The organism is Pseudomonas sp. RGM 3321, assembly GCF_022836805.1.
GTDB lineage: Bacteria > Pseudomonadota > Gammaproteobacteria > Pseudomonadales > Pseudomonadaceae > Aquipseudomonas.
Genome location: NZ_JALHBH010000121.1, coordinates 563,426 through 582,426, shown reverse-complemented (window position 1 = coordinate 582,426; position 19,001 = coordinate 563,426). Strand labels below are relative to the sequence as shown.

33 protein-coding genes are annotated in these 19,001 nt (G+C 57.4%); 9 read left to right on the top strand and 24 right to left on the bottom strand.

The features are described from left to right. Positions 1 to 31: 31 nt before the first annotated feature. The 5 genes from RGM3321_RS28165 to RGM3321_RS28145 are packed head-to-tail and all read right to left on the bottom strand — an operon-like array spanning position 32 to position 4,914. A complete protein-coding gene (locus tag RGM3321_RS28165; protein WP_244395749.1) occupies positions 32 to 1,117 on the bottom strand; it encodes a minor capsid protein in 1,086 nt (361 codons plus the stop codon). Further along, positions 1,092 to 2,513, bottom strand: coding sequence for a DUF4055 domain-containing protein (locus RGM3321_RS28160; protein WP_244395748.1), 1,422 nt, complete (start codon positions 2,511 to 2,513; stop codon positions 1,092 to 1,094). Before RGM3321_RS28160 ends, RGM3321_RS28165 begins: the two co-directional genes overlap by 26 nt. Then, entirely contained in the window at positions 2,510 to 3,811 is a 1,302-nt protein-coding gene (locus RGM3321_RS28155; RefSeq protein WP_244395747.1) for a terminase family protein, read from the bottom strand. Before RGM3321_RS28155 ends, RGM3321_RS28160 begins: the two co-directional genes overlap by 4 nt. Beyond that, the gene (locus RGM3321_RS28150) at positions 3,798 to 4,259 is read right to left on the bottom strand and encodes a DUF2280 domain-containing protein (RefSeq protein ID WP_244395746.1); all 462 of its coding nucleotides are present in this window, start codon (positions 4,257 to 4,259) and stop codon (positions 3,798 to 3,800) included. Before RGM3321_RS28150 ends, RGM3321_RS28155 begins: the two co-directional genes overlap by 14 nt. Positions 4,260 to 4,290: 31 nt before the next feature. Next, positions 4,291 to 4,914 (bottom strand): putative metallopeptidase, encoded by a 624-nt coding sequence (locus RGM3321_RS28145; protein ID WP_244395745.1) that lies wholly within the window; start codon positions 4,912 to 4,914, stop codon positions 4,291 to 4,293. Between the two features lie 120 nt (positions 4,915 to 5,034). Between RGM3321_RS28145 and RGM3321_RS28140 the strand changes: the two genes are divergently transcribed. Beyond that, entirely contained in the window at positions 5,035 to 5,232 is a 198-nt protein-coding gene (locus RGM3321_RS28140; protein ID WP_244395744.1) for a hypothetical protein, read from the top strand. A gap of 15 nt (positions 5,233 to 5,247) precedes the next feature. On the opposite strand, the gene RGM3321_RS28135 is transcribed toward RGM3321_RS28140, so the two are convergent. The 19 genes from RGM3321_RS28135 to RGM3321_RS28045 form a co-directional block, all read right to left on the bottom strand. Then, positions 5,248 to 5,517, bottom strand: coding sequence for a hypothetical protein (locus tag RGM3321_RS28135; RefSeq protein ID WP_244395790.1), 270 nt, complete (start codon positions 5,515 to 5,517; stop codon positions 5,248 to 5,250). 181 nt (positions 5,518 to 5,698) lie between these two features. Then, positions 5,699 to 5,890, bottom strand: coding sequence for a hypothetical protein (locus RGM3321_RS28130; protein WP_244395743.1), 192 nt, complete (start codon positions 5,888 to 5,890; stop codon positions 5,699 to 5,701). 131 nt (positions 5,891 to 6,021) lie between these two features. Next, the gene (locus tag RGM3321_RS28125) at positions 6,022 to 6,381 is read right to left on the bottom strand and encodes a Gp49 family protein (protein ID WP_244395742.1); all 360 of its coding nucleotides are present in this window, start codon (positions 6,379 to 6,381) and stop codon (positions 6,022 to 6,024) included. 86 nt (positions 6,382 to 6,467) lie between these two features. Then, positions 6,468 to 6,806 carry a hypothetical protein gene (locus tag RGM3321_RS28120; RefSeq protein WP_244395741.1) on the bottom strand — a complete coding sequence of 113 codons (339 nt, stop codon included), beginning with the start codon at positions 6,804 to 6,806 and terminating at the stop codon, positions 6,468 to 6,470. Continuing rightward, positions 6,806 to 7,177: a hypothetical protein gene (locus RGM3321_RS28115; RefSeq protein ID WP_055010094.1), complete on the bottom strand. Its 372-nt coding sequence runs from the start codon at positions 7,175 to 7,177 to the stop codon at positions 6,806 to 6,808. Before RGM3321_RS28115 ends, RGM3321_RS28120 begins: the two co-directional genes overlap by 1 nt. A gap of 227 nt (positions 7,178 to 7,404) precedes the next feature. After that, positions 7,405 to 7,986 (bottom strand): hypothetical protein, encoded by a 582-nt coding sequence (locus tag RGM3321_RS28110; RefSeq protein WP_244395740.1) that lies wholly within the window; start codon positions 7,984 to 7,986, stop codon positions 7,405 to 7,407. Further along, positions 7,983 to 8,570, bottom strand: a complete 588-nt coding sequence (locus RGM3321_RS28105; RefSeq protein ID WP_244395739.1) for a recombination protein NinG — start codon at positions 8,568 to 8,570, stop codon at positions 7,983 to 7,985. Before RGM3321_RS28105 ends, RGM3321_RS28110 begins: the two co-directional genes overlap by 4 nt. Continuing rightward, a complete protein-coding gene (locus RGM3321_RS28100; protein WP_244395738.1) occupies positions 8,561 to 8,791 on the bottom strand; it encodes a hypothetical protein in 231 nt (76 codons plus the stop codon). Before RGM3321_RS28100 ends, RGM3321_RS28105 begins: the two co-directional genes overlap by 10 nt. Next, a complete protein-coding gene (locus tag RGM3321_RS28095; RefSeq protein WP_244395737.1) occupies positions 8,788 to 9,090 on the bottom strand; it encodes a hypothetical protein in 303 nt (100 codons plus the stop codon). Before RGM3321_RS28095 ends, RGM3321_RS28100 begins: the two co-directional genes overlap by 4 nt. Then, a complete protein-coding gene (locus tag RGM3321_RS28090) occupies positions 9,090 to 9,488 on the bottom strand; it encodes a recombination protein NinB (protein ID WP_244395736.1) in 399 nt (132 codons plus the stop codon). Before RGM3321_RS28090 ends, RGM3321_RS28095 begins: the two co-directional genes overlap by 1 nt. Positions 9,489 to 9,578: 90 nt before the next feature. Further along, positions 9,579 to 10,502 (bottom strand): hypothetical protein, encoded by a 924-nt coding sequence (locus tag RGM3321_RS28085; RefSeq protein WP_244395735.1) that lies wholly within the window; start codon positions 10,500 to 10,502, stop codon positions 9,579 to 9,581. Beyond that, entirely contained in the window at positions 10,495 to 10,863 is a 369-nt protein-coding gene (locus RGM3321_RS28080; protein WP_244395734.1) for a hypothetical protein, read from the bottom strand. Before RGM3321_RS28080 ends, RGM3321_RS28085 begins: the two co-directional genes overlap by 8 nt. Next, positions 10,860 to 11,243, bottom strand: coding sequence for a phage protein NinX family protein (locus tag RGM3321_RS28075; RefSeq protein WP_244395733.1), 384 nt, complete (start codon positions 11,241 to 11,243; stop codon positions 10,860 to 10,862). Before RGM3321_RS28075 ends, RGM3321_RS28080 begins: the two co-directional genes overlap by 4 nt. After that, positions 11,240 to 11,491 carry a hypothetical protein gene (locus tag RGM3321_RS28070; RefSeq protein ID WP_244395732.1) on the bottom strand — a complete coding sequence of 84 codons (252 nt, stop codon included), beginning with the start codon at positions 11,489 to 11,491 and terminating at the stop codon, positions 11,240 to 11,242. The genes RGM3321_RS28075 and RGM3321_RS28070 overlap by 4 nt, the downstream gene beginning before the upstream one ends. Then, positions 11,488 to 12,219 (bottom strand): replication protein P, encoded by a 732-nt coding sequence (locus RGM3321_RS28065; RefSeq protein ID WP_244395731.1) that lies wholly within the window; start codon positions 12,217 to 12,219, stop codon positions 11,488 to 11,490. The genes RGM3321_RS28070 and RGM3321_RS28065 overlap by 4 nt, the downstream gene beginning before the upstream one ends. Then, complete coding sequence (locus tag RGM3321_RS28060) at positions 12,216 to 12,881, bottom strand: helix-turn-helix domain-containing protein (RefSeq protein WP_244395730.1); 666 nt, start codon at positions 12,879 to 12,881, stop codon at positions 12,216 to 12,218. Before RGM3321_RS28060 ends, RGM3321_RS28065 begins: the two co-directional genes overlap by 4 nt. Before the next feature lie 83 nt (positions 12,882 to 12,964). Beyond that, the gene (locus tag RGM3321_RS28055; RefSeq protein WP_244395729.1) at positions 12,965 to 13,771 is read right to left on the bottom strand and encodes a phage regulatory protein/antirepressor Ant; all 807 of its coding nucleotides are present in this window, start codon (positions 13,769 to 13,771) and stop codon (positions 12,965 to 12,967) included. A 334-nt stretch (positions 13,772 to 14,105) separates the two neighbouring features. Next, the gene (locus tag RGM3321_RS28050; protein ID WP_122425135.1) at positions 14,106 to 14,294 is read right to left on the bottom strand and encodes a hypothetical protein; all 189 of its coding nucleotides are present in this window, start codon (positions 14,292 to 14,294) and stop codon (positions 14,106 to 14,108) included. 29 nt (positions 14,295 to 14,323) lie between these two features. Continuing rightward, positions 14,324 to 14,554 carry a YdaS family helix-turn-helix protein gene (locus RGM3321_RS28045; protein WP_244395728.1) on the bottom strand — a complete coding sequence of 77 codons (231 nt, stop codon included), beginning with the start codon at positions 14,552 to 14,554 and terminating at the stop codon, positions 14,324 to 14,326. A 103-nt stretch (positions 14,555 to 14,657) separates the two neighbouring features. Between RGM3321_RS28045 and RGM3321_RS28040 the strand changes: the two genes are divergently transcribed. From RGM3321_RS28040 to RGM3321_RS28005, 8 genes are all read left to right on the top strand, one after another. After that, positions 14,658 to 15,371, top strand: a complete 714-nt coding sequence (locus RGM3321_RS28040) for a S24 family peptidase (protein WP_244395727.1) — start codon at positions 14,658 to 14,660, stop codon at positions 15,369 to 15,371. A gap of 53 nt (positions 15,372 to 15,424) precedes the next feature. Next, the gene (locus RGM3321_RS28035; protein WP_244395726.1) at positions 15,425 to 15,562 is read left to right on the top strand and encodes a hypothetical protein; all 138 of its coding nucleotides are present in this window, start codon (positions 15,425 to 15,427) and stop codon (positions 15,560 to 15,562) included. A 268-nt stretch (positions 15,563 to 15,830) separates the two neighbouring features. After that, positions 15,831 to 16,082: a type II toxin-antitoxin system HicA family toxin gene (locus RGM3321_RS28030; protein WP_122283811.1), complete on the top strand. Its 252-nt coding sequence runs from the start codon at positions 15,831 to 15,833 to the stop codon at positions 16,080 to 16,082. Further along, positions 16,083 to 16,529, top strand: coding sequence for a type II toxin-antitoxin system HicB family antitoxin (locus tag RGM3321_RS28025; RefSeq protein WP_122283810.1), 447 nt, complete (start codon positions 16,083 to 16,085; stop codon positions 16,527 to 16,529). Further along, positions 16,526 to 16,969, top strand: a complete 444-nt coding sequence (locus RGM3321_RS28020; RefSeq protein WP_122283809.1) for a hypothetical protein — start codon at positions 16,526 to 16,528, stop codon at positions 16,967 to 16,969. The genes RGM3321_RS28025 and RGM3321_RS28020 overlap by 4 nt, the downstream gene beginning before the upstream one ends. 559 nt (positions 16,970 to 17,528) lie before the next feature. Next, the gene (locus tag RGM3321_RS28015; RefSeq protein WP_244395725.1) at positions 17,529 to 17,720 is read left to right on the top strand and encodes a hypothetical protein; all 192 of its coding nucleotides are present in this window, start codon (positions 17,529 to 17,531) and stop codon (positions 17,718 to 17,720) included. A gap of 850 nt (positions 17,721 to 18,570) precedes the next feature. After that, positions 18,571 to 18,768 (top strand): hypothetical protein, encoded by a 198-nt coding sequence (locus RGM3321_RS28010; protein WP_244395720.1) that lies wholly within the window; start codon positions 18,571 to 18,573, stop codon positions 18,766 to 18,768. Further along, the gene (locus RGM3321_RS28005; protein WP_244395719.1) at positions 18,765 to 18,995 is read left to right on the top strand and encodes a DUF551 domain-containing protein; all 231 of its coding nucleotides are present in this window, start codon (positions 18,765 to 18,767) and stop codon (positions 18,993 to 18,995) included. Before RGM3321_RS28010 ends, RGM3321_RS28005 begins: the two co-directional genes overlap by 4 nt. The last annotated feature ends 6 nt before the right edge of the window (positions 18,996 to 19,001 follow it).

Below are 19,001 nucleotides of genomic sequence, written 5' to 3'. Positions count from 1 at the left end.
CGCCCGGAGGCGGCTGATTGAAAGTGTTCGGTTAGATTCCCGCGCGTTCGAACGCCAGCGGCTCAAGCTTTTTCATCTGTTCCAACGTCAGCGGCTTGAAGTTACGGTCGAGCTGCAGCTCAGAGAAGCGCTCAAGCGCAAGCCCTCCATCGCGGAACAGCTTCGCGCGGGTCGGGCCAAGCGCCTGATCCTGAAACGCCGAAGGTTGGAGCTTGAGCCAATCGTAATAGCTCAGATCGGCCGCCACCTGGCCTCCGCCGTTCGGCCCCACCGAGGCGCGAGTAGCATCCTCGCTGAGGAACTTGGTCCATTTGGTCACGGGCACGAAAGTCGTCCGGCACCTGATGTGAAACGGTGGGCGCGGCCCTGAATCAACTGGAAAGCGGCGCTTGTCCATTGACCTACAGGTCTGGGTTGTCTTGCTATCGAGTGTGGCAACGATCTCAATCTCAGCGACTACATCAGGATTGGCCTTGATCGTCTCCATCCGGGCCTGCGAGGCCACATGCTGCACAGCGGTATGCACGACTGCACTCGCATTGCGCTTGGTCGTCGCCAGTATCCCGTCGCTGTACCCCGCAGCCTTGGTACCGCGAATCTTGCGGATGACCTGAAAGTTCGTCTGCCCTTCGAAGAATCCCTGCCTGATGGCACCACTGACGCGCTCACGCTCGGTAGATGCCCAGTCCTTGATGAATGGCTCCAGCAGCTTGCCGCCGCCGTTGTCGCGCACGCTGAGCGGGTTGTTGAGCACTGCCGAGCGAATAGCGCGTGCTGGCGGGACCACGGCATCAAAGGTGACACCCACAGGCGCGGACCGGGATAGCGCCGTCGCTTCGAACTGAGCCTCGTAGTTGGCCAGGTCGATCAGATCAAGATTCAGCGTCGTGGTATAGCGGTCGAAGATGCCGAGCAGAAGGCTGTCGACCTCGTCGAGCAGCTGGTTCAGCCGCTTGATGTTGTACTCGCTCAGGTCGGCATTGGTGAGCTGCTCGCGCACCGCCCGGTCTATCTCTTTGAGGAAAGGAGCGAATTTCTCGACCTCACCAGCCTTCAGTTGCTCCAGGAACACCGAGTGCCGAATCGTGGCATCAAGTACCGCTTGGTTGACGGCCATCGCTTAATTCCTCGTCATCATCCAGGCCGAGGTTGTCGGTCTGTTCCTGAAGCTCTCCGTCTATCTGCTTGTCGGTTCGCTCAGGTGCGATCAGCCCCAACTTGCGCAGGTAGCCGCGCAGATCGACTTTGGCAAACCCACCGCTCTGCCATAGCTGCACAAGCGCGGTGATCATCTGCGGGTCAGCGCTGAGTTCGACGAACTCCTGATTGATCAGATAAGCCGTCTTGCCAGTGACACCCAGGAACTGTGCGCACCAACCCAGCGCCCGGGTATAGGCCTCGTTCACGTTGGATACGCAGATCGCGAGCACCGACGTAGACGCCGACTGGTCGCCCCTCGACTCTGTAGCGGTCTTGGCCGTCATTGACGAAACCACCATGCGCGCGCCCAGCTCGATCATCATCTGGTTCTTGTCGGCCATCGCCTCTTTCACCAGCGTGTTGGGCGGGGGCGTGGCAAAGGCGAAGGTTTCACCAGCAGGCACGGGGATCGGGGCGCGGGAGCCAACGTACACGCCTTCCCTGCGAGCCATTTCGAGCCATTGGTCGTCTACGCCGCTGATCCACGGCTGAGCCTGACCGCACCAGAACACGCTGTCCTCGTAGTCGGCGCTGTTCCGGTAATGCCCGAGGTTGATCATCGCGATATCATAAAGCGGCGACTCGTCAATGCTCGGGTCGTTGTTCTGGGCGCCGATGAACGCAAAAGGAATCTCCTTGAGACGTCCGCCCTTCCCGACTGGCATGTACTCTTCCACCACCTCAAGAGGGCCACCGCCGCGCGGGCCTTTACGACGCCAGACGCGACAGACGTACAGTCCAGCCTCATCCAGAGCCAGCTCGCGAAACTGCTCAGTGCACTTCAGCCCAAACCCATCCGCCTCTTCGTTCATCTCACGCAGGACGACCATGGTCAGGACGTTGTGGCCGTCCACCATGCCGGTGCGCCAGTTGATGACGTCCTCCGCCGTGTAAGTGAGGATGACCGAATGCCCACCGATACCGCTGTCTTCGTGGAAGTCCACGAAAAGACCATGACGACCGGCTTCCAAGACCTTCTCTAGCGAGCCTTGCGACTGCTGATAGATGCTCACGCCTGCGCCATTGGCATTGTCCTGCAGGTATTCGAGGTTCTTCGGGACCGTTAGCGTGGGGTCTTTGTGGAACGCCAAGCCAATCAGGCCGTTTCGGGTGTGGCCGGTTGCGTTCTTGAAAACCGCGCGCTCCCGGTACGCGTTGTTGCGCTCGACGTTCTCTTCTGACTTGTCATGCCGATTGATGTAAGGCAGACGGTCAACAACACGGTGCTGGCCAGCACAGACGTCGCGCACAGTCAGCCAGCGATCCAGCGCCTCAATGTATTCAGGCCGCTTGAAGGAAACGTCGTTGTTCATCGGGCGTATCCCAGGTTGAGAGAAGCGACCGGTTTCACGATCGGGAATTCTTTGTGAATGAAGTAACCACCGGCGTCGTTTGCGTGGTCATTGCCTTGCGACTTGTCAGGCTCGCCATTCGCGGCCCATATCTGCTGTTCAAGGCCGTCCGCGTATGTCGGGCAGGTGAACGGATTCACCAGGTAGCGCCGCTCGCCTTGAGCGTTGCTGAACATCGCGTTCATGGCGTTGATACGGTCTTTCACTGGCGGGTTCGCAGCTGGAGCGATGACGGTGAACCCTGCCTGTTTCAGCATGGCGATATCGGTCACGCTGGCATTCACAGACTTGCGCGAGTCGCCCGATGCGTCCGGATAAACGCGGATTTCACAGGACTTTACGAATTTGTCGCCGTCGTGCCGCCAATAGCGCTCCTTGATGCGTCGGATCATGTCGGGCGTGTCATAGCCATCCATGAGTTCGTCCACGGCTCTGGGTAGTCCCTTGTCGCGCTTCACATGCGTGATCGCTGCCATCTTGCCGACGTTGAAGTCCATGCCGATGAACAGAGGCTCACCGGCTTGCACCGTGTCGAAACACTGGTTCAGCTTGCGGTCGTAGGCGTGGTAGATCGACCCAGACGTAAGGTTGACGAATTGGCCGTTCAGGTACGCCCTGATCAGCTGCTCGGGGTATGACTCCATCAGCGACGGGATGTAGTCGTCCGGCAGGTTCAGCTCGTTGTCAAAGGTGCTGGCTTGGATGAGCCCATACATCTCCTTTAGCGCCGGCTTATCGCGCAGCTGCTTCACGAACTGCAGGAAGACGAACTTGAAGCCTTCCGGCGTCGTGGTGACATCCACGCCGTTTTTCAGCCCGGGCAGGTTGTAACGCATCCGCGCGATGATTTTGCGCCACGCCTGCTGCGCCTTGATTGAGGTCAGAACATCCAGCTCATCGACCAGGGCGTGTCCGACCTTGAAGCCGACAATGGTCTGTGGCTTCTCCATCGAGCGACAGATCACGGTGCCGCGATACTGCCGACCGCTGTAGATGTGAACTTCATGGTTCGCCTGATTGATCTTTGTCTTCAGGCCCCACTCGTAAGCCACCTCCTCCATCGTCGGATAAAAGATGTCGCGTATCTGTGGGTAAGTCGGTGCGAAGTAACCAGCGTTGACACCGGGCCACTCCATGAAGTGCTTGCTCAGCGCCGAGCAGCCTACCCAAGTCTTCCCGGAGCCGAACCCGGCAACGAATGCACGAAACTTGTGGGGCAGCAGCAGGAATTTCGATTGCGGGACATTAAGACTGGGCATCAGGCTTCCTCGCGTCCACTACATCGACCTGGATGCGAGTCGGGATTGCTGGTTCGTCGCCCGGCTCATCCTTGCGGTGACGATTGACGTACATGTCACCGGATTCTTTGGCGGCCTGTTCCAGGACCTGTAGGGCCAGCGCCAGGTTGCGCATGCCTTCAGCCTTCTCAACGATTCTGCCGAGGGCACGCAGACGATAGGCCCGGTTAGCGATCGGAATCTCAGCCGTGTCTTCACGGAAACGCTTGCGTGTGTCGTGAAACAGCGTCACCCATCTGGCCGCTAGGGTTGCTCCAGCTCGTTTGGTTGGGTCGTGCGACTCACACTGCTGGCGGGATATCTCAATGCTGAATTCTTGTTTGACCTGCTCTACGACTTGCGAGGGAGTGTCGAAGCAAGCCAACGCCTGAACGATGAAGCTCTTCACCTCATGCTTCAGGACTGCCATAGGATGTTTTCCGTCTAATGCCTGTCAAATTTCAGGCCAACTTGAGCAGACAGGTTCCGCAGGCCCTCGATATATTCAATTTACCTACCTCAGCAGGCTTGTTTGCAGCGTTGACCAGCAGCTGGACGTCAGGACTTGCCCCATACCGACGGACCACACCGACGAACTCTTCGACGTCGTGGCCGCGCATCTCCAGCTTCGGTAATCCGTCTTGCGTGAACCTGGGTGCGCCGTACTGATCGGTCGCCTGGGCGATGTGATATAGCTCGTGTTCAAGTAGCGCGCAGAACTCCGCATCGCTGCACTGTGAGCAGTAATCGGCCGCCAAGGTGATGATGTAGCTCGGTACGTAGCCGAACCAGTCACGCATCTGCTGTTCCATCCGGGCTTTCTGCCAACCCCCGGCACGGAACGCTACCTGTTCGGCCTGGCCGAGCACCGTGCGACCCTGCTTGGTGAATGCAGACGAGGCCCACATGATGCAGATGTCAGCATCGATCAGATGGGCGTGGTCTTCGTTGTGGATGCTGCCGGTGTCGGCAAGGATCTCGTTCTGAATCCATCCCCATACCTCCTTGGCTGGCACCAAGCGCATGAAGACGTCTGCCTCGTCAGACTGCTTGAGCAACTCGACTGGGGGAATCGGCCTATTCATAAGACCTCCCAGTCGGGTTGATTGGTAGTCATGGAGAAATCTCGGGAAACGAAGGTGGTATTGAAATAGTGGCTGGATGCTGGTACTGGTGACGCCCAATTCATGAGCAAGGAGCCCTCCATGAACGAGCGCCACGTTACAAAAAAGGTGCCAACTGCAAAGGTGCAAGGCAACAGAAATGGCCACACAACAGGTACCGATTCCACTCATCATTGGGAAGTGCAGGAAAAATCGACCGGAAAGACGGTTGGAGGACCGTACGCAGGACAGGCTGAAGCAGAGGATGCCTGTCTAAAGCTGAATTACCCCCGACCTTGATGGGTCCGTGCCGCACTAACCTTGCGGCACTCCTAAGCCATCAGAATCCAGCAGCACATCAATCAGCTTCTGCTCACCCAGGCGCATCGCACCCAGGCATTGAAGGTCGTCGCACTTCGGGCCGAGTCCGAAGACTGTCACCTCACCCTTCGGTCCGATCAGCGTCAATGCACCTACCGTGCACTCGGGATGCTCGCCGGAGTCGAGGTCGTCGGCTATCTTGCGAAGGGTTTTCGCAGCATCACGCCAACCCTCTCGCTTGAGCTCTACGATTTTCATGCTCATGCCGTCACCCTTTGCAGCCACTCTTCAATGATCCTGCATACAACCGGCTCGTCCAGGACGCTGGACGGCTTTTCGCCCGCAATGATTGATCGTAGCAACTCGACCGGCAGGACGTGAGCGCCATCAATGGCGACAACCACGAGGTGCGGCCGCTAGTCGGCTATATCATGAACCTGCGCAGTCACTGGCACACCATCATGTGTGTTTGCGCATGGGCGTGGCCGTGAAGGATGGAAACGACGAACCCCTGAGGTAAGCCAGCCGCCTTGGCCACATCAATGGCCTTGGCGATGGCAGCGTCCAGATCAATGAGCGCCTTGCTGATCTCTGCGCTTACCGGGGCTGCATGGCGAATGTTCGTGACGTTGCTCATGCTCTACTCCACTGTGCAGCGAGGCCAGATCGACCGGGCAAAGGCAAGCGCGCCCGCGTGGTCGAGGGCGCACTCAAGAAGGATCATTGGGAATGGTTTGTAGCCGGGAGTGGTGACGGTCCAGTTCTTTTTCACTGCGCGCTGTGCAAGCGCTCGGTCAGCTCATACCCCATCAGCGGCCAGATTTTGGCAATAGCGTTCTGGCGGGCCACCTTCTTGCCGAGCTCAGCATCAAAGTTGGTCGCGCTGACACAGGCACTCTCGCCGGTCACGGTGAAGCCATTTGCGAGAACAAGTACGCAGAAGGTCAGGCGATTCAGGCTGTCAGCGTTTCCAGCGGGCTTGGTGCCCATTGCGCTTTGACCCATGACGCCTTCGCCAGCAGTGAAATAGAACTCGCTGCGAATGTTCCGCTCAACGTCGCCGGGCGTGATGCGCGGAGCGGTCAGCCCTTTAGCCTGGATCTCTTGCTCGATTGCTTGGTCGTTCATAACCGTCTCCAATGCAAAAGCCCCCGCGTATGCCAAGGCTGTTAGTGTTCGCGCCACGAAATGGCAGTGATTGAATTTGTGGCGCGCTACGGCGTCTGCCGCTCCACCGCCTCGTTGACCTTGTCGGCTGCCTTGCTGGCCACCTCTGCCGCTTCCGTAGCCTTGCCTGCCGCACCCTCAACCTTTACGGCGGCCTCGGTGGCGGACTTGGCCAGCTTGTTCAGGCGCATATCACGCTGAATGGTGGCCTCGTCGTAACCCCGGCGCACTTCGGCGACCTGGGCGCTGTACCAACTGGCAAGCGACCATTGAGAGGCACCGAAGCCCAGCGCGAACGAGCCGGTTACCAGTAGCGAGGCAATAACCCAGACTTCCAGGCGGCGCCACCAGCGGCGAGCGATGAAATCAAGTGCGCATCTTTCCATCAGTTGATACCTCCGAGCTGTGCACGCAGACGAGCGATCTCAGCGCTTTGGCTGGTGACCTTGTCAGTGAGCTGGGCAACCTGACCGGTCAGGGCTTCGATCTTCCCTTCCATCCGGCCGACAGCGGCAGCCAACTCGTTACGCTCTTTGGCGAACTGATCGGCTCGGGCCTCGGCTTCTTTGCGGGCCAAGCGTTCCGAGTCGAGCAGTTCGTTCAGCCTGCGGACGGTGCCGATATCGGCGTTGTCCATGGCGCGGTCGGTCGCATCCCTGGAGAGGAATTTCCTCAGCCACAGGAAGCCACCCAGCAGAATGGTGCCCGTTCCGCCCAGCCAGGTAGCTGTGCCTGGGCCGAGGTCGGTTGGGTCCATCTTTACTCCGGAAGAAAAAGGGCCGTCAGGGCGGCCAATGAGGTGCGAGGTACGAAAGAGTCCCTCTCAAGTGGTGCATCGCCGAGGCGAGAGGCATGGAGGGCATAGGGGAAATCTGGACACAAAAAAAGCCCGGTTTTTAGGCCGGGCTTTCGGTGTTTCCTGAGCGAGTTGCCGTAGGCAAAATACTCAATATGGCAAAATGATGCCCTCAGCCGCACGGGAAGTCAAGCGGCTTCTCTCATCTGATAAATCACCGCTCCAATCGGGCTCAAAGCCATGCGATCCAGGTCCTCACAGCAGTCGAAGGACAGGCGCACGAAACACTCCCAATCCCGGTCCCAATTGCACGATTCAAGCCTCACCCCGAACTCGCCCATCAGCCAGGACCGGAACGCCTCCGGCTTGATCAGCGGATCGTCATTTGCCGACTGTCCGCCCTGGTGCATGTAGCGATACCGGCGCATAACGCCCTTCACCACATACTCGAGCTTTTCGCGCTTTCCGGCTGTCATGCGCTTGGACTTCGACATCACAATGCCGAACACCACGCCTTCTGCAGCTTCGCGGATATCGTCGTCGCGGTTGGCGGCGTACATGTATTCCCCGAACACGCGGACCTGCGGGTGCAACTTGGCAATAGCCGACTGGATATGCCCAGCCAGTGCGCTGTGCATCGCATGGTTGGCCGTTGGGCCTCGTTCGGTGCCCTGCACTACCACGCCGAGCTGAACGACGTCAGAGGACTGGCCAGGAGCAGGGATGTAGGTGCAGTCATGCCACGCCTGACGTGCCGAATGGATTTTCATGCTGCAGCCCTCTTCAATTCTTTTGTCAGTGCCCGGTACTTGGCTGTCAGGGCCTTCAATTCGTCGACGGTGTACTTCTGGGGCTCATGCGGCCCCTCAAGCCATTCAACGTTCACGATGCCGATCCGGCGCACCAGCTCTATCCGGTACTCAATGACGTTGCCCGACTTGTGCTGATTGCACGGAACGCACTGCTTGTGGCAGTTCAGAGGTTCGAACCGCAGTGCAGGGTTGCTCCCGACGGTCCGATAATGGCCAGCGTCGTACTTGCCTTCGTGATGGCGACCGCAGCTCACGCAAGGCAGCGAAGCATCGCGGTGACGCACCCACTCGTTGAACGCCTGCTGGGTGTCTTTCATGTGGTCAGAGCGACTTTTCAGGGCCTCCTTGCGAACCTTGATCTCGGAGCGCTCGACCTGGGCCAGCGCTTTGCGGGCCTTGGCCTGATTCCTGGGTGCATCGATGATCGCGCAGGCTGGGCTGCATACCGCCTGCCCCAGCTTCTGCGGGACGAATGAGGCCCCGCACTCGGGCACGCGGCACTTCTTCGCCTTTAGGCTTTTGGATTGGAGACTTACGCGCATGGCTCGGCCTCCATGCTCAACAGAAGAACGTCAGCCCAGCGGAAACTGTAGGGACCGAACACCGCTATAATTTTGTAGCGTGCCCCTTCCTTGCAAAAGATCTGTTCACAAGTCGGAGGGCTTGCTTCCGCCGTCAGTGCGATTCGCTCCGAGCCCAGATTCCACGTCACCATGCACTTGGTCAGCAGCTCAGATATCGTCGGCTCTTTGTAATGGATCATGCCGCCACCTCCTTGGCTTTCTGCTGCTCTGGGGCGAAGTCGCCGCGCAAAGGCTTCAACCACCGCTCGCTGTAAGCGATTTCGTCGACAAAATCGGTAAGGCCAGAGATGCTAAAAGTCGAAACCAGCCTTTCAGCGGTTACCACCCAGCCAACGCACCCTGCTGGAATATCCTGGAAGGAAGTTCCGAACCAGACTCGACAGGGCCCTTCATGGCGGGAAACTATCTCAGCGCATCGCCCGAAGTTATCCTCGGCAGTGATCAGAACTAGGTCGCCCGGCTTGAATTGATGACTCATCAGTAACGCCCTCCCCACCTGTCTACCTCGGTCCAGCGGACGCCGCGCTCGGCACCAAACGCATGGATGACCTCGAAAAGATCACTGAACCACTTGGCAGACTGCTTACGGGTCGAGGTGGCCATGACGACGAATCCGCCATCGAGCCCAGGTTCTGCACGCTGCTTCTCGACCGAGGCGCTGAACAGGCACTTCCAGTCCTCATCGGTGAGCTTCTTGCCGTACCACTCGACCTGGTCGGAGACGTCGCGCAGCATTGCCCACATCTTGCGGTTGAGGACGTCAGGGCGTTTCTCGTCCTTGATTACCACTACCTTGGGTTTGGTCAGGTCGATGGCGTGCAGTGCTCCGTACAGGCGGTTTAGGTCCTGCGGGCTTCGGATGGCGAACTCAGCCATGAACCACCCCCAAGAACGAATACGCTTCACGGCCGTTATGCAGAACCTTGGCGGTGTTGAGCAGGGTTAGGAGTTGCTCCCAGGTGAGGATCATTGGGAGGCCTCCTTGCCCATGGCGGCGTCGATGTTCTGGTCAGTGGACGACTTTCCTTGATGACCAAAGAACTCCCAGTCAGCGGAACCCGCAGAGTCGCGCAGCCACTCATAGCGCCTGGAGTTGCGGATGACGGCCTGCAGCGCCGGCACAACTTCCTGCCTGAAGACCACAAGCGGTGCTTCTGGCCGTGCGCCGGTAACACCAAGCAACCCGGACACTTCGTAGAACGCATCGGAAAAGCTCTGGCGATTGCGCAGCGCCTCGCACTCCGCCCGCAACGCAGCTGCCGCCCGCGCCAGCCCAATCAGATGATTCAGCGCGCTATCCTCGCCCGCCGCGTCGAAACCAAGCTCGCTTGCAGCAGACCTGATGATCCCGCTCACGCCCAGGCTGGCTTTCTGGCACAGCTCAAGATTGGCGATGCGCTGGGTCAGCTCAGCATTCACCCGCTCATATGCTTCGTAGCCGGTCTTGAGGCCTGCGTTTTCAGCTTTGAGCTGTTCAAGCTCATCAAGGATCGACAGGCACTCCTCTTCATCGCCTAGGACACCAGCGCCATCACACTCGCCGCACTTGTCCATGATCGGCTCTGGCGGCTGGTTGTACCCTTCGTATGAGGTACGGCCGCTGTAGACCTCGCCTTGCCCGCCACACTTCGTGCAGCACAGCAGGCGCGAGGCCATGCGCTTTTGGTCGGCGATGAGCTCCAGCACGGCGGCAGGGTTGGCGGCGAGAACCAAATCTGCATAGTCTTTGTTCTGCGCCATGAAATCGGGGAATGACCGGTTCTGATGCACGTCAAAGACGATGCCGCTATCGTTTCGGATGTACAGCGCGCCGTGGCTGCGCATGAAGCGAAGCGGCTGATGCTGCTGGCACGCCTCGGCAATCGCTTTCAAATCGCGAAATTCATTCATTAGCGAACTCCTTGAGCAGTTGGCGAGCGCCCATGACTGCACCCTTATCGCCGGATGTGCGGCTGATATCCTTGATCCATTCCAGCATTCGCGTGTTCTGGGCTTTCAGGTCGATGACCATGCCAAGCAATGCATCGCCGTCATCGTCCATATCTGCCTTGAGGGCTTCACTGATCGCTCCAAGGTCGCAAACAGCGGCCAGAAGCATGCGCTTGTGGCTCTCAAGATCCTTAATCAGGGCCAGAACCACATCAGGGGTTGCGGCGTTTTGAAACCCTACTTGGCACGGAATGTATGGCGACGCCGGATCGTCTTTCGCAGCCAGCGCAGCGGCCTTCAGCTTTTCGATATCGACGGTCATGACAGCAGCTCCTTGGGCACGCTTACGGTTTCGCCAAGGACTGAGGCGACAATGGCGCGGCAGGCGGCGATGAGTGGAGTTTCGCCTTTGTATCCATCGGGATGTCCCCACTCGGTGGCTGCATTCCAAGGACCGCTTTTATTTTCCAGTGGAGCACCGATGTCGAGCTTGTACTTCTCAATCAGCGGCCCGCCTTGGCTCCAGTCTAGGGATGGCTGATACAGATTCGTCCAGCAAGTATCGCCGTCCGACATTCCGTAAATGCAGGTGACGCCAGCTGACGTTGCGCTTATCTCCTGGCACCCCACAGCAATAGCCACTACCCAGTCCAGCGCAGCACCGACCAGATCAGCCGTCTTCACTTCTACGAATTCGCTCATGGCTTCACCGCCCGATGCTCAAGGCGCATGCCGAGGACGAAAAGGACAAGGGTGACGATCCATGTCAGAAGCAGCAGTGCTTGGTTGGCCTGAATGGAAATGAATAAGCCCATTCCTCCGCCAACTGCCTCAATGATCTGCTGGTTTCCCCAAGCCATCATGAAAGGGGCATAGCCAAAAATCTGGATCACGTTCCCGCCAATGAAGACGACCGATGCTGCGATAAAAAACCTTTCTGACTTGCTCATTGCCCCGCCCTCCTGCCAATTCTCGCCAACAGCAGAGCGCGCGCCGATGCGCCGTCTACCGGGATTCCTTGTTGAATGATTCGTGCCTGTACCGCCTGCTCGGCCTGCTCTTCGGCGAGTTCCAGCTCGGTCTTCTGGCTGTCATGGCCAATGCCGGTCAGGATCTTTCCGTCCAGCGGCTGCCCGGCCTGGGCGCGGCGGATCACGATCGTGTAGTTGTGGTCGAAGCGCTGGCGCAGGCCCTTGTCTTCCTGCTTGGCTGAACGCAGGTCGAACAGGCCGGTGGCAATGGCCGCGATCTTCACGCCTTCGTGGCTGTACAAGCCCATCAATGCCTCCATCCATGCGTCAGCGCTCGCTGGCAGGCCGAACGCTTCAGGTCCAGGCGTGCACCAGCCTATGAACTGGCCGACGCTTGGGGCGAACGGTGATCCGCTCTTACGGCACTGCTCGATACCGAAACGAATCTGCTCGAGCGTGCGTATGCCGGCGGCCATGAAGCCCATCGTCCAGTTGCGCATTGCGGCAGCCTTGGCCTTGTCATCCGGCCATGCCTGCTTGTGCGCCGGGAATATGGCCTGCAGCTGGCGAAACAGGCGTTCAACCACTTCACCGGTTGCATCGTCCACAACGCCGAGTTGGGTGCTGGTCTGCGCCGGGGCCTGATAAGGCGCGGAGGTGCCCAGCGCCCGTGCAGCGCCGGGGATCATCTGAGTGACGTTCTTCATAGGTCATCACTCGTATCGGTGCGCCACGACTTGTCGTAGAAGTCTGGGCCGTTCTGGCGCTGGGCAGATGCTTTGGCACCCGGCAGGACCTTCTCAGGGAACAGGCCGGTCCAGCCGTTGCTGATGGACTGGTTGATCACTGCGTCAGCGTCGTTATGGCCTGCCAGGGTCTTGGCTTGCTTGGCGCTTGTGGTGGCGGTCAGAGGCTTCTTGATTTCGCGGCGGTGCTGACACCAATCAGCCCAGGTCGATTCACTGACATTTGAAGGGCGAACAGGAAGAGGATCAAACTTGGAAGTCTTGCGCGAAGCGGACGGAGAAGCCTTGGCTGATCCGCGCTTTTCACCCTCAGTTGTACTGTTGCTCTTTGTATTACTCTCCTGCGCCTTTTCCGAATAGGGGTCACCGCCTTTTCCGAATAGGGTCGAAGTGTTTTCCGAATAGGTATTCGACTTTCCGAATAGGTCAGTAAGGCGCACGCGGCGCTCTACAACCTGACGTCCATCACGGATCAATTCGACCCGCAATAGGCCCTTGCTGGTCAATGAACTGATGATTTCCGAGACGCGAGAATTCGACAGCCCAAAGAACCGGCCGAAGTGGTTATTGCTGGCGTAGCAGCCCCGCACAGGGTCTTGCAGGCTACCGATCTCGACCATCATCACTTTCTCAGTGATCGACAGTGATCGGTCCAGCCAAACCTCGGCAGGAATCCACACGCCTTTGAATTGGCGCGGCACGTCGTTCATGCGGCACCGCCCAGGATCGCCTTGTCTCGGCCGCACCACAGCGACTGAAGCTTCGTGAAGCCCTTGCCGGTGACCTTGCAGGTGAACTTCGTTTTGCGCTCACCGGTTTCAGGGCAGTTGTAGGAATGCGGCTCAGCCACCAGATGCCCTGATTCGACCCGGCCCTGATATGGCGTGTTGTGACGGTCGACCCAGCGCTGCTGGCGCATGAACGCGAACAGACGGTTCTGGCCGGTGCCTATGGACTGGGCCACCTCCCGCACAGAATGGATGCTGGTAGAAGTGATAACGGCGTTGAAGAACTCAACCTTCGGAGCATCGGCAACCAGCTTCTGCTCCAGCAGGTGGTTCTCCTGGGTGAGTTCGGTATTGTCAGCCTCCAGATGGACGACCTTGCGGACATTGTCGGTCAGCAGGGCAAGGAGCACCTTGGGATCGTTCAGGCTGGAAATGTCGAAGGCTGGTTCAGATACCGCTTGCTCAAGCTCATGTAGGCGACGAATAACCTTGAGCCTAAGAGGAACGCTGTAGCCAGTTACCAATGTCTCCGTCAGCTCGCGATTGAGGTGATATTTCTCCGTGTACCCACGGGAATCCTTGTCCTCATGGACATGATCCAAAGCTGGATCATCGCCCAGAGCCTTGATCATGACTCGGATATCACGAATGACGTGGGCATGAAGCTTTCCGGTCAGCTCGGCGATATCCAAGCTGCTCATAGAAATGCTTCGCGCCACGATTTGCGAAGGTGCGATTTCGTGGCGCGGACGGTCAGAGTTGACGACGTGTTGGGAAATGGGCATTATTCGCTCCAGAACGTTGTGTTGAATGCAGTTGAAAGAGCCGGGATTGCGCCCCGGCTTTTTTGTGCCTGCGATTTGGTGGTTGGGTTCTTCATTCAGCAGTTCCTCAAGAGTCCCTCAGGGGCTAATCAGCCCTTCTCCCTAGCGACCTGACCTTTCCCCTGCTTGGGGGTGGCCGAGACATTCGGTCCAATTCCTTGTTGATGATTTTTGCTGCCAGCTCTTCGGGGGATATCCCTTCCCGCTCCGCCAGCAGCTCCAAATTGCTCAGTCCGATCCCGTCAAGCTGGACATCCAGCTGTTTTCTTTCAGGCACAGGGCCTCCTCGGCAACTTCAGGCCACATCAGTCTTTGCGTTAAGCTCTTCCATCATCTGGTTCAGCCCGCGCTCGAGGATCTCGCGAGCCAAAACGGCTTTCTGCGTGCGCTGATACCTGGCCATGGCGGTCAGCAGGTCGTCGGCCACCTCATCCAGGCGGACTTTGGTGGGCTTGTCGTGCATGTGGCTCGGGTCAAAGTGCATCGGTTTTCTCCAGTGGCTGATGAATGGGTTTAGGCAGCAGAAAGCTCTGGCCAGATCTGACGCCAGTCTTCCGGGCGTAGATCTCGCCTGGTTACGGCGCCGTTGGTGGCGGATTCGGTGCGGGCAGCTATTTCTGCGGATGCAGTCTTGTGCCCATAAGCGATAAGTCGGAGGTAGGCGCGAGTTGTGCCGGTGTCCTGAACCTGCGCATCGGTTGCCGTTTTCAGCCAGGCAAGCAGGCTTTGATTTTTGCTCCGCATCGGGAACCTCCGTATAGATGTGCGGATTATTACCCGCAGGTAATGATCAAAGCAATACCCACAGGTAATTTACCCTGCGGTAACAGGCGGCGATCATTGGGAAATGGATATTTCAGAAATTAGGCGGATCAACCTTCAGCACTTGACCGATACTAAGTTCGGTGGTGTGAAGGCTAAAATTGCAGCGAAGCTTGAGCGTGAAGCGAGTTACATCGCGCGATGCTTGTCGCTTACGGTTGCCCCGGAGAATCGCAAAAAGATTGGCGAGGATTTTGCGCGCCATATCGAGGAAAGGCTCGGCCTGGAACGGTATGCTCTTGATAGCCCCTCGCTTAACGCGGCCAAGCGTGATGATGCAGGTGGTGGCGTAGCCTCATCCGCACCAGAACCATCCAACGTAGGTGACGTCGAGCAGCCAACGCGTATGTACCGCTACCCGGTCGTGAGCTGGGTAGCTGCTGGAGAGTGGTCCGAAGCGGTTGAGCCTGGGGGCTCTGACGAATACGAAATCACAGACTACAAGGCAAAGGGGCCTGCGTTTTGGCTTGATGTGAAAGGGGATTCGATGACGGCGCCCACTGGCCCTTCAGTTCCTGAGGACTCGCAGATCCTTGTGGATACCCGCGCAGACGTGCGCCCAGGCAAGCTGGTGATCGCGAAGCTGGCCGGCAGCAACGAGGCGACATTCAAGAAGCTGGTGGAAGACGGCGGCGTCAGATACCTGAAGCCGCTGAACCCGGCCTACCCCACGGTACAGTGCTCGGATGACTGCAAGATCATCGGCGTGGTGGTCAGGTCGCTGACGAAATTTGCGTGAGCGTCGGGCCATAAGGCGCGGCGGGGATTTGTAATATCACTCAGGAGCAAGTCATGAAAAACAGGATGTTTGCAATTCTCACAGTGCTGGCCATGCGGGTGCTTGCCGCCAAAACACCGCTCTCTGTGGTACCTGATACAGAGGCACAATATTTTGCTGGAGCGGCACACGAGGCGATGACCGGAAGGTAACCACAACGCGGGCCGAAGCAGGCTGCACACCCCGCCTGACCGAAAAACGGCACTGTGAACTGGCTAAAAGGTCGCATAGGAACAATGTTAAAAAAAATTCATGCAGCAAACAATTCATCGTAACCAATTGTTTTATCAGGAAAAGGTATGGATCGCCTAACGATTAAAGGGGCTTCGCAGCTGATTCTGATGACGAATTCATCTTTGAATTTGCGTATCAGGCTGCAACTGAACTATAGTTGCAAACTATTAAAAATGGAGTCGGTTGATGAGTAAGATTCGCAAGCTCATCGACGATTTCACCCGAACCCCCTCACCGAAGGATTTTGCTTGGAATGATGCTGTCAAGATCCTTGAACATTTCGGGTACAAAGAATTTGAAGGCGCAGGATCGCGTAAAAAATTCATAGACAGCAAAAATCGCAAAATCTTGCTGCATAAGCGGCATCCTGACAGCACGCTTCTGGGATACCAGATCGAGCTCGTCGTTGAGACATTAACACTGCATGGACATTTCTAAATGAGCAAAAAGATTCTTGAGTACAAGGGATTTCAGGGATCTGTAGAATTTTCGATTGAGAACAACGTTCTCTTTGGCAAAATTTTACACATCGAAGATCTCGTGACATTCGAAGGCGATGATGTTAAGGGGCTACACGAGGCCTTTACCGAATCTGTGGATGATTATCTACAGACTTGTGAAACGCTTGGCACGCCTCCTAACCGACCTTTTTCCGGAACCTTCAACGTACGCATAGGCCCTGCTCTTCACAGGGATTTGGTGAAACAAGCCACTCGGGAAGACAAAAGTATCAATGACTTTGTCAGAGAGGCTATTGACTGCCACCTCCACGGTAGACACCAAGAGGTTCATCACCATTACGACGCTCTTGCCGGCTACGAGACTTCTTTTTTCGTGCCGGAGAAAAAGAAGGCGCAGGTGCTCACCTTCAGGGCCGTACAATGAATCTCTATGACGTTCGTCTCACCCAAGTCAGACTCGCAGACATTACAGCTACTGCTGTATCAGAAAATGACGAGGTCGAAGACAAGAAAGGGTACAACGCCAACCTTCATGTGGAGATAGTCCATCCCGGTGATGGGTTAGCTGTAGGCGACTTTTTCGAAGTCAAAATCGCGCTTCTGACGACTGAGTCTAAAAAGCCTTTTTTGCAAATGACCATGTTCGGTACGTTCGAGATCCTGGGAGAGGCTGCCCTAACCGACCTTGGCCATGAAAATGCCCCCTATGAGCTGGGTTCCCTGCTCTATCCGTATATTAGAAATCTGACGAAGCCTATCATTGAATATATGGGAGCAAGCGCCGTTGAACTCCCCTTTGCGCCTCCTGCGCCGCCAGCCAAGAAGAAGAAAGCGGTGAGACGCAAAAAGCCCGTGACTGAGTAGTGAACACCGCCACATCGATTCAAGCCCGGCCCAGCGCCGGGCTTTTTCGTTCCTGAGTATCCCCTCCCGATCTGACCCAGCCCGCCACTGAGCGGGCTTTTTTGTGGGCGCGTGAAAAAAGATTACCTACAGGTATTGACGCTATGAGTTACCTACAGGTAATGTTCACCCATCGAGACGCGAAACAGCCCCTCAACAGGCCCAGCGGATCGAACCGCTCTTTACCACCGCCAAGATCCTCGCGACCGACTACCCCAGACCCGATCTGGTAAGTGCGAGCAACAAATAGTCGATCCCATGCCAGCTCTGGAACTGGCCGTGACTTCCATATGAGGTCACGCGAAACCACGCAGCCAAACTGGCAAAGCATCGGACACGAAATGTGCTGTCGCCAGTGAGAGAGGACTCGGAAGTGCTGCAGGGTGGAGATCGAACTACCGAGGATTTCTCGGGTGTTCAGCCAAGGCCACCGTGGCGGGTAACGGGGCTCAGATAGACCCACAGATTTACTGATGCCGCTTCTATGAGGCGGCATTGGAAATCAACGGAGAGAAACACAATGACAACAGAATTCGTGGACCTTGAACCAGAAGATCAGGAAATCGTCAGCGATGCATTGGGCCGAGCAATCGCAACCTTTCAGGATGTGGGATTGCCCGTTGAAAACCTTGATCACGATGAACTGCTGACCGCACTGGTCAACTTGTATATGCAGGTAAGCGGTGAACAACCAGCGCCAGCGTCAGCCTGACGAAAACTGCCCGATCCCTGTCATAGCGCCAGGCTGCATCGGAGTGTGATCTGCAGCGGAGCAAGGCACCTGACTCGTAATCAGGCGAGCCACTGAGCACCGTCGACATAGCGCGGCGGCAGGCAATGCCAGAGGTGACGACCTCGCGTAGATCACACCCCGATGCGGATGAGTACACACCGCGAAAGCGGCCCCCTGCATCAACGCAACAAAGCAGATGAAAGCGGACGTGGCCCCGGACAATGAGCGAGCTGGGGCGATCTTCAAATAGACGTAGCGGCTCGGGTTAACCGGCCATCTGCACCAACCGGCGAATAGCTCAACCCGCATTGCACAGGGTCAGCGCCAATCTGGTATTGGCGAGCTACCTTGATCTGGCACAAGCGCCGTGACAGCCGGGAAAGACCGGCACCCAATTCTACAGGTGGCCACTGCCTGACCAGTGAGCAAGCAATAGGAGATCACACATATCGTGGCGGGCCAGCATCCCCTCACATGCCGCATAACCTGAGATCACCGGCTTGCAGCTAAGTCCTGTGTAGGGCCCCATTCGGCGGGCGCGGTAGGTAGATTGCTAGATACGACAGCGCGCCGAGGCCTTCCAACTGCGGCACCGCCTCAGATGCACCCACAAAGCCCGACACGTTCGGGCTTTTCTACACCCCCGAACCTCTCCGACTGAACACCCTCCGGTGCCTGTATGGCCTCTATCCGTTCTTGAGTGTTCAGTCGAAGGGGTTCACCGAAACCATGCGCCTCGGAGGCGAACATGCATAACTGCACTGATACACAAGCTGTATGCCGTGGGTGCGGCTTGAAGCTGCGCGGCTCGCCTTCATGGAAAGGCGGTTTGGCTTATCACCCAGACCCGGGCGGTATCGTCCATCGCTGCCACTACGGCGGCTGGGTCTGCTCTCGGCGCTGCGACATCAATGCTTGCGTCGAACTGGAAGGCACCATGCCTGGCTGCGGGTCCACAACCAGCCACCAGCGCTTGTCGACCTACGCGAAAGAAAGCATTCAACGCCACTGGCCGGAGGCTGCATGAGTGAATGGATTTCAGTAAAAGACCGGCTGCCACCTTTGGGTGAGAGGCTTGATGCTCCATGTGAGGTCAGCGGTAGGCAAATTCCTCCGCTGAATCGTTCGGTCGAGGTGATCGTTTTCTCAAATGGCGGTGTTTTTAGCTCGACTGTCGAGTGGTTCGATGGCGAAGAGTCTCCTACCAGCAAAATCACACACTGGATGCCACTCCCAGCACCGCCCACCGCATAACCCAGA

Excerpts from the sequence above, each read along its gene's own strand:
- RGM3321_RS28165 (WP_244395749.1), bottom strand. The coding sequence starts at position 1,117 with ATGGCCGTCAACCAAGCGGTACTTGATGCCACGATTCGGCACTCGGTG.
- RGM3321_RS28160 (WP_244395748.1), bottom strand. The coding sequence starts at position 2,513 with ATGAACAACGACGTTTCCTTCAAGCGGCCTGAATACATTGAGGCGCTG.
- RGM3321_RS28155 (WP_244395747.1), bottom strand. The coding sequence starts at position 3,811 with ATGCCCAGTCTTAATGTCCCGCAATCGAAATTCCTGCTGCTGCCCCAC.
- RGM3321_RS28150 (WP_244395746.1), bottom strand. The coding sequence starts at position 4,259 with ATGGCAGTCCTGAAGCATGAGGTGAAGAGCTTCATCGTTCAGGCGTTG.
- RGM3321_RS28145 (WP_244395745.1), bottom strand. The coding sequence starts at position 4,914 with ATGAATAGGCCGATTCCCCCAGTCGAGTTGCTCAAGCAGTCTGACGAG.
- RGM3321_RS28140 (WP_244395744.1), top strand. The coding sequence starts at position 5,035 with ATGAACGAGCGCCACGTTACAAAAAAGGTGCCAACTGCAAAGGTGCAA.
- RGM3321_RS28135 (WP_244395790.1), bottom strand. The coding sequence starts at position 5,517 with ATGAGCATGAAAATCGTAGAGCTCAAGCGAGAGGGTTGGCGTGATGCT.
- RGM3321_RS28130 (WP_244395743.1), bottom strand. The coding sequence starts at position 5,890 with ATGAGCAACGTCACGAACATTCGCCATGCAGCCCCGGTAAGCGCAGAG.
- RGM3321_RS28125 (WP_244395742.1), bottom strand. The coding sequence starts at position 6,381 with ATGAACGACCAAGCAATCGAGCAAGAGATCCAGGCTAAAGGGCTGACC.
- RGM3321_RS28120 (WP_244395741.1), bottom strand. The coding sequence starts at position 6,806 with ATGGAAAGATGCGCACTTGATTTCATCGCTCGCCGCTGGTGGCGCCGC.
- RGM3321_RS28115 (WP_055010094.1), bottom strand. The coding sequence starts at position 7,177 with ATGGACCCAACCGACCTCGGCCCAGGCACAGCTACCTGGCTGGGCGGA.
- RGM3321_RS28110 (WP_244395740.1), bottom strand. The coding sequence starts at position 7,986 with ATGAAAATCCATTCGGCACGTCAGGCGTGGCATGACTGCACCTACATC.
- RGM3321_RS28105 (WP_244395739.1), bottom strand. The coding sequence starts at position 8,570 with ATGCGCGTAAGTCTCCAATCCAAAAGCCTAAAGGCGAAGAAGTGCCGC.
- RGM3321_RS28100 (WP_244395738.1), bottom strand. The coding sequence starts at position 8,791 with ATGATCCATTACAAAGAGCCGACGATATCTGAGCTGCTGACCAAGTGC.
- RGM3321_RS28095 (WP_244395737.1), bottom strand. The coding sequence starts at position 9,090 with ATGAGTCATCAATTCAAGCCGGGCGACCTAGTTCTGATCACTGCCGAG.
- RGM3321_RS28090 (WP_244395736.1), bottom strand. The coding sequence starts at position 9,488 with ATGGCTGAGTTCGCCATCCGAAGCCCGCAGGACCTAAACCGCCTGTAC.
- RGM3321_RS28085 (WP_244395735.1), bottom strand. The coding sequence starts at position 10,502 with ATGAATGAATTTCGCGATTTGAAAGCGATTGCCGAGGCGTGCCAGCAG.
- RGM3321_RS28080 (WP_244395734.1), bottom strand. The coding sequence starts at position 10,863 with ATGACCGTCGATATCGAAAAGCTGAAGGCCGCTGCGCTGGCTGCGAAA.
- RGM3321_RS28075 (WP_244395733.1), bottom strand. The coding sequence starts at position 11,243 with ATGAGCGAATTCGTAGAAGTGAAGACGGCTGATCTGGTCGGTGCTGCG.
- RGM3321_RS28070 (WP_244395732.1), bottom strand. The coding sequence starts at position 11,491 with ATGAGCAAGTCAGAAAGGTTTTTTATCGCAGCATCGGTCGTCTTCATT.
- RGM3321_RS28065 (WP_244395731.1), bottom strand. The coding sequence starts at position 12,219 with ATGAAGAACGTCACTCAGATGATCCCCGGCGCTGCACGGGCGCTGGGC.
- RGM3321_RS28060 (WP_244395730.1), bottom strand. The coding sequence starts at position 12,881 with ATGATGGTCGAGATCGGTAGCCTGCAAGACCCTGTGCGGGGCTGCTAC.
- RGM3321_RS28055 (WP_244395729.1), bottom strand. The coding sequence starts at position 13,771 with ATGCCCATTTCCCAACACGTCGTCAACTCTGACCGTCCGCGCCACGAA.
- RGM3321_RS28050 (WP_122425135.1), bottom strand. The coding sequence starts at position 14,294 with ATGCACTTTGACCCGAGCCACATGCACGACAAGCCCACCAAAGTCCGC.
- RGM3321_RS28045 (WP_244395728.1), bottom strand. The coding sequence starts at position 14,554 with ATGCGGAGCAAAAATCAAAGCCTGCTTGCCTGGCTGAAAACGGCAACC.
- RGM3321_RS28040 (WP_244395727.1), top strand. The coding sequence starts at position 14,658 with ATGGATATTTCAGAAATTAGGCGGATCAACCTTCAGCACTTGACCGAT.
- RGM3321_RS28035 (WP_244395726.1), top strand. The coding sequence starts at position 15,425 with ATGAAAAACAGGATGTTTGCAATTCTCACAGTGCTGGCCATGCGGGTG.
- RGM3321_RS28030 (WP_122283811.1), top strand. The coding sequence starts at position 15,831 with ATGAGTAAGATTCGCAAGCTCATCGACGATTTCACCCGAACCCCCTCA.
- RGM3321_RS28025 (WP_122283810.1), top strand. The coding sequence starts at position 16,083 with ATGAGCAAAAAGATTCTTGAGTACAAGGGATTTCAGGGATCTGTAGAA.
- RGM3321_RS28020 (WP_122283809.1), top strand. The coding sequence starts at position 16,526 with ATGAATCTCTATGACGTTCGTCTCACCCAAGTCAGACTCGCAGACATT.
- RGM3321_RS28015 (WP_244395725.1), top strand. The coding sequence starts at position 17,529 with ATGACAACAGAATTCGTGGACCTTGAACCAGAAGATCAGGAAATCGTC.
- RGM3321_RS28005 (WP_244395719.1), top strand. The coding sequence starts at position 18,765 with ATGAGTGAATGGATTTCAGTAAAAGACCGGCTGCCACCTTTGGGTGAG.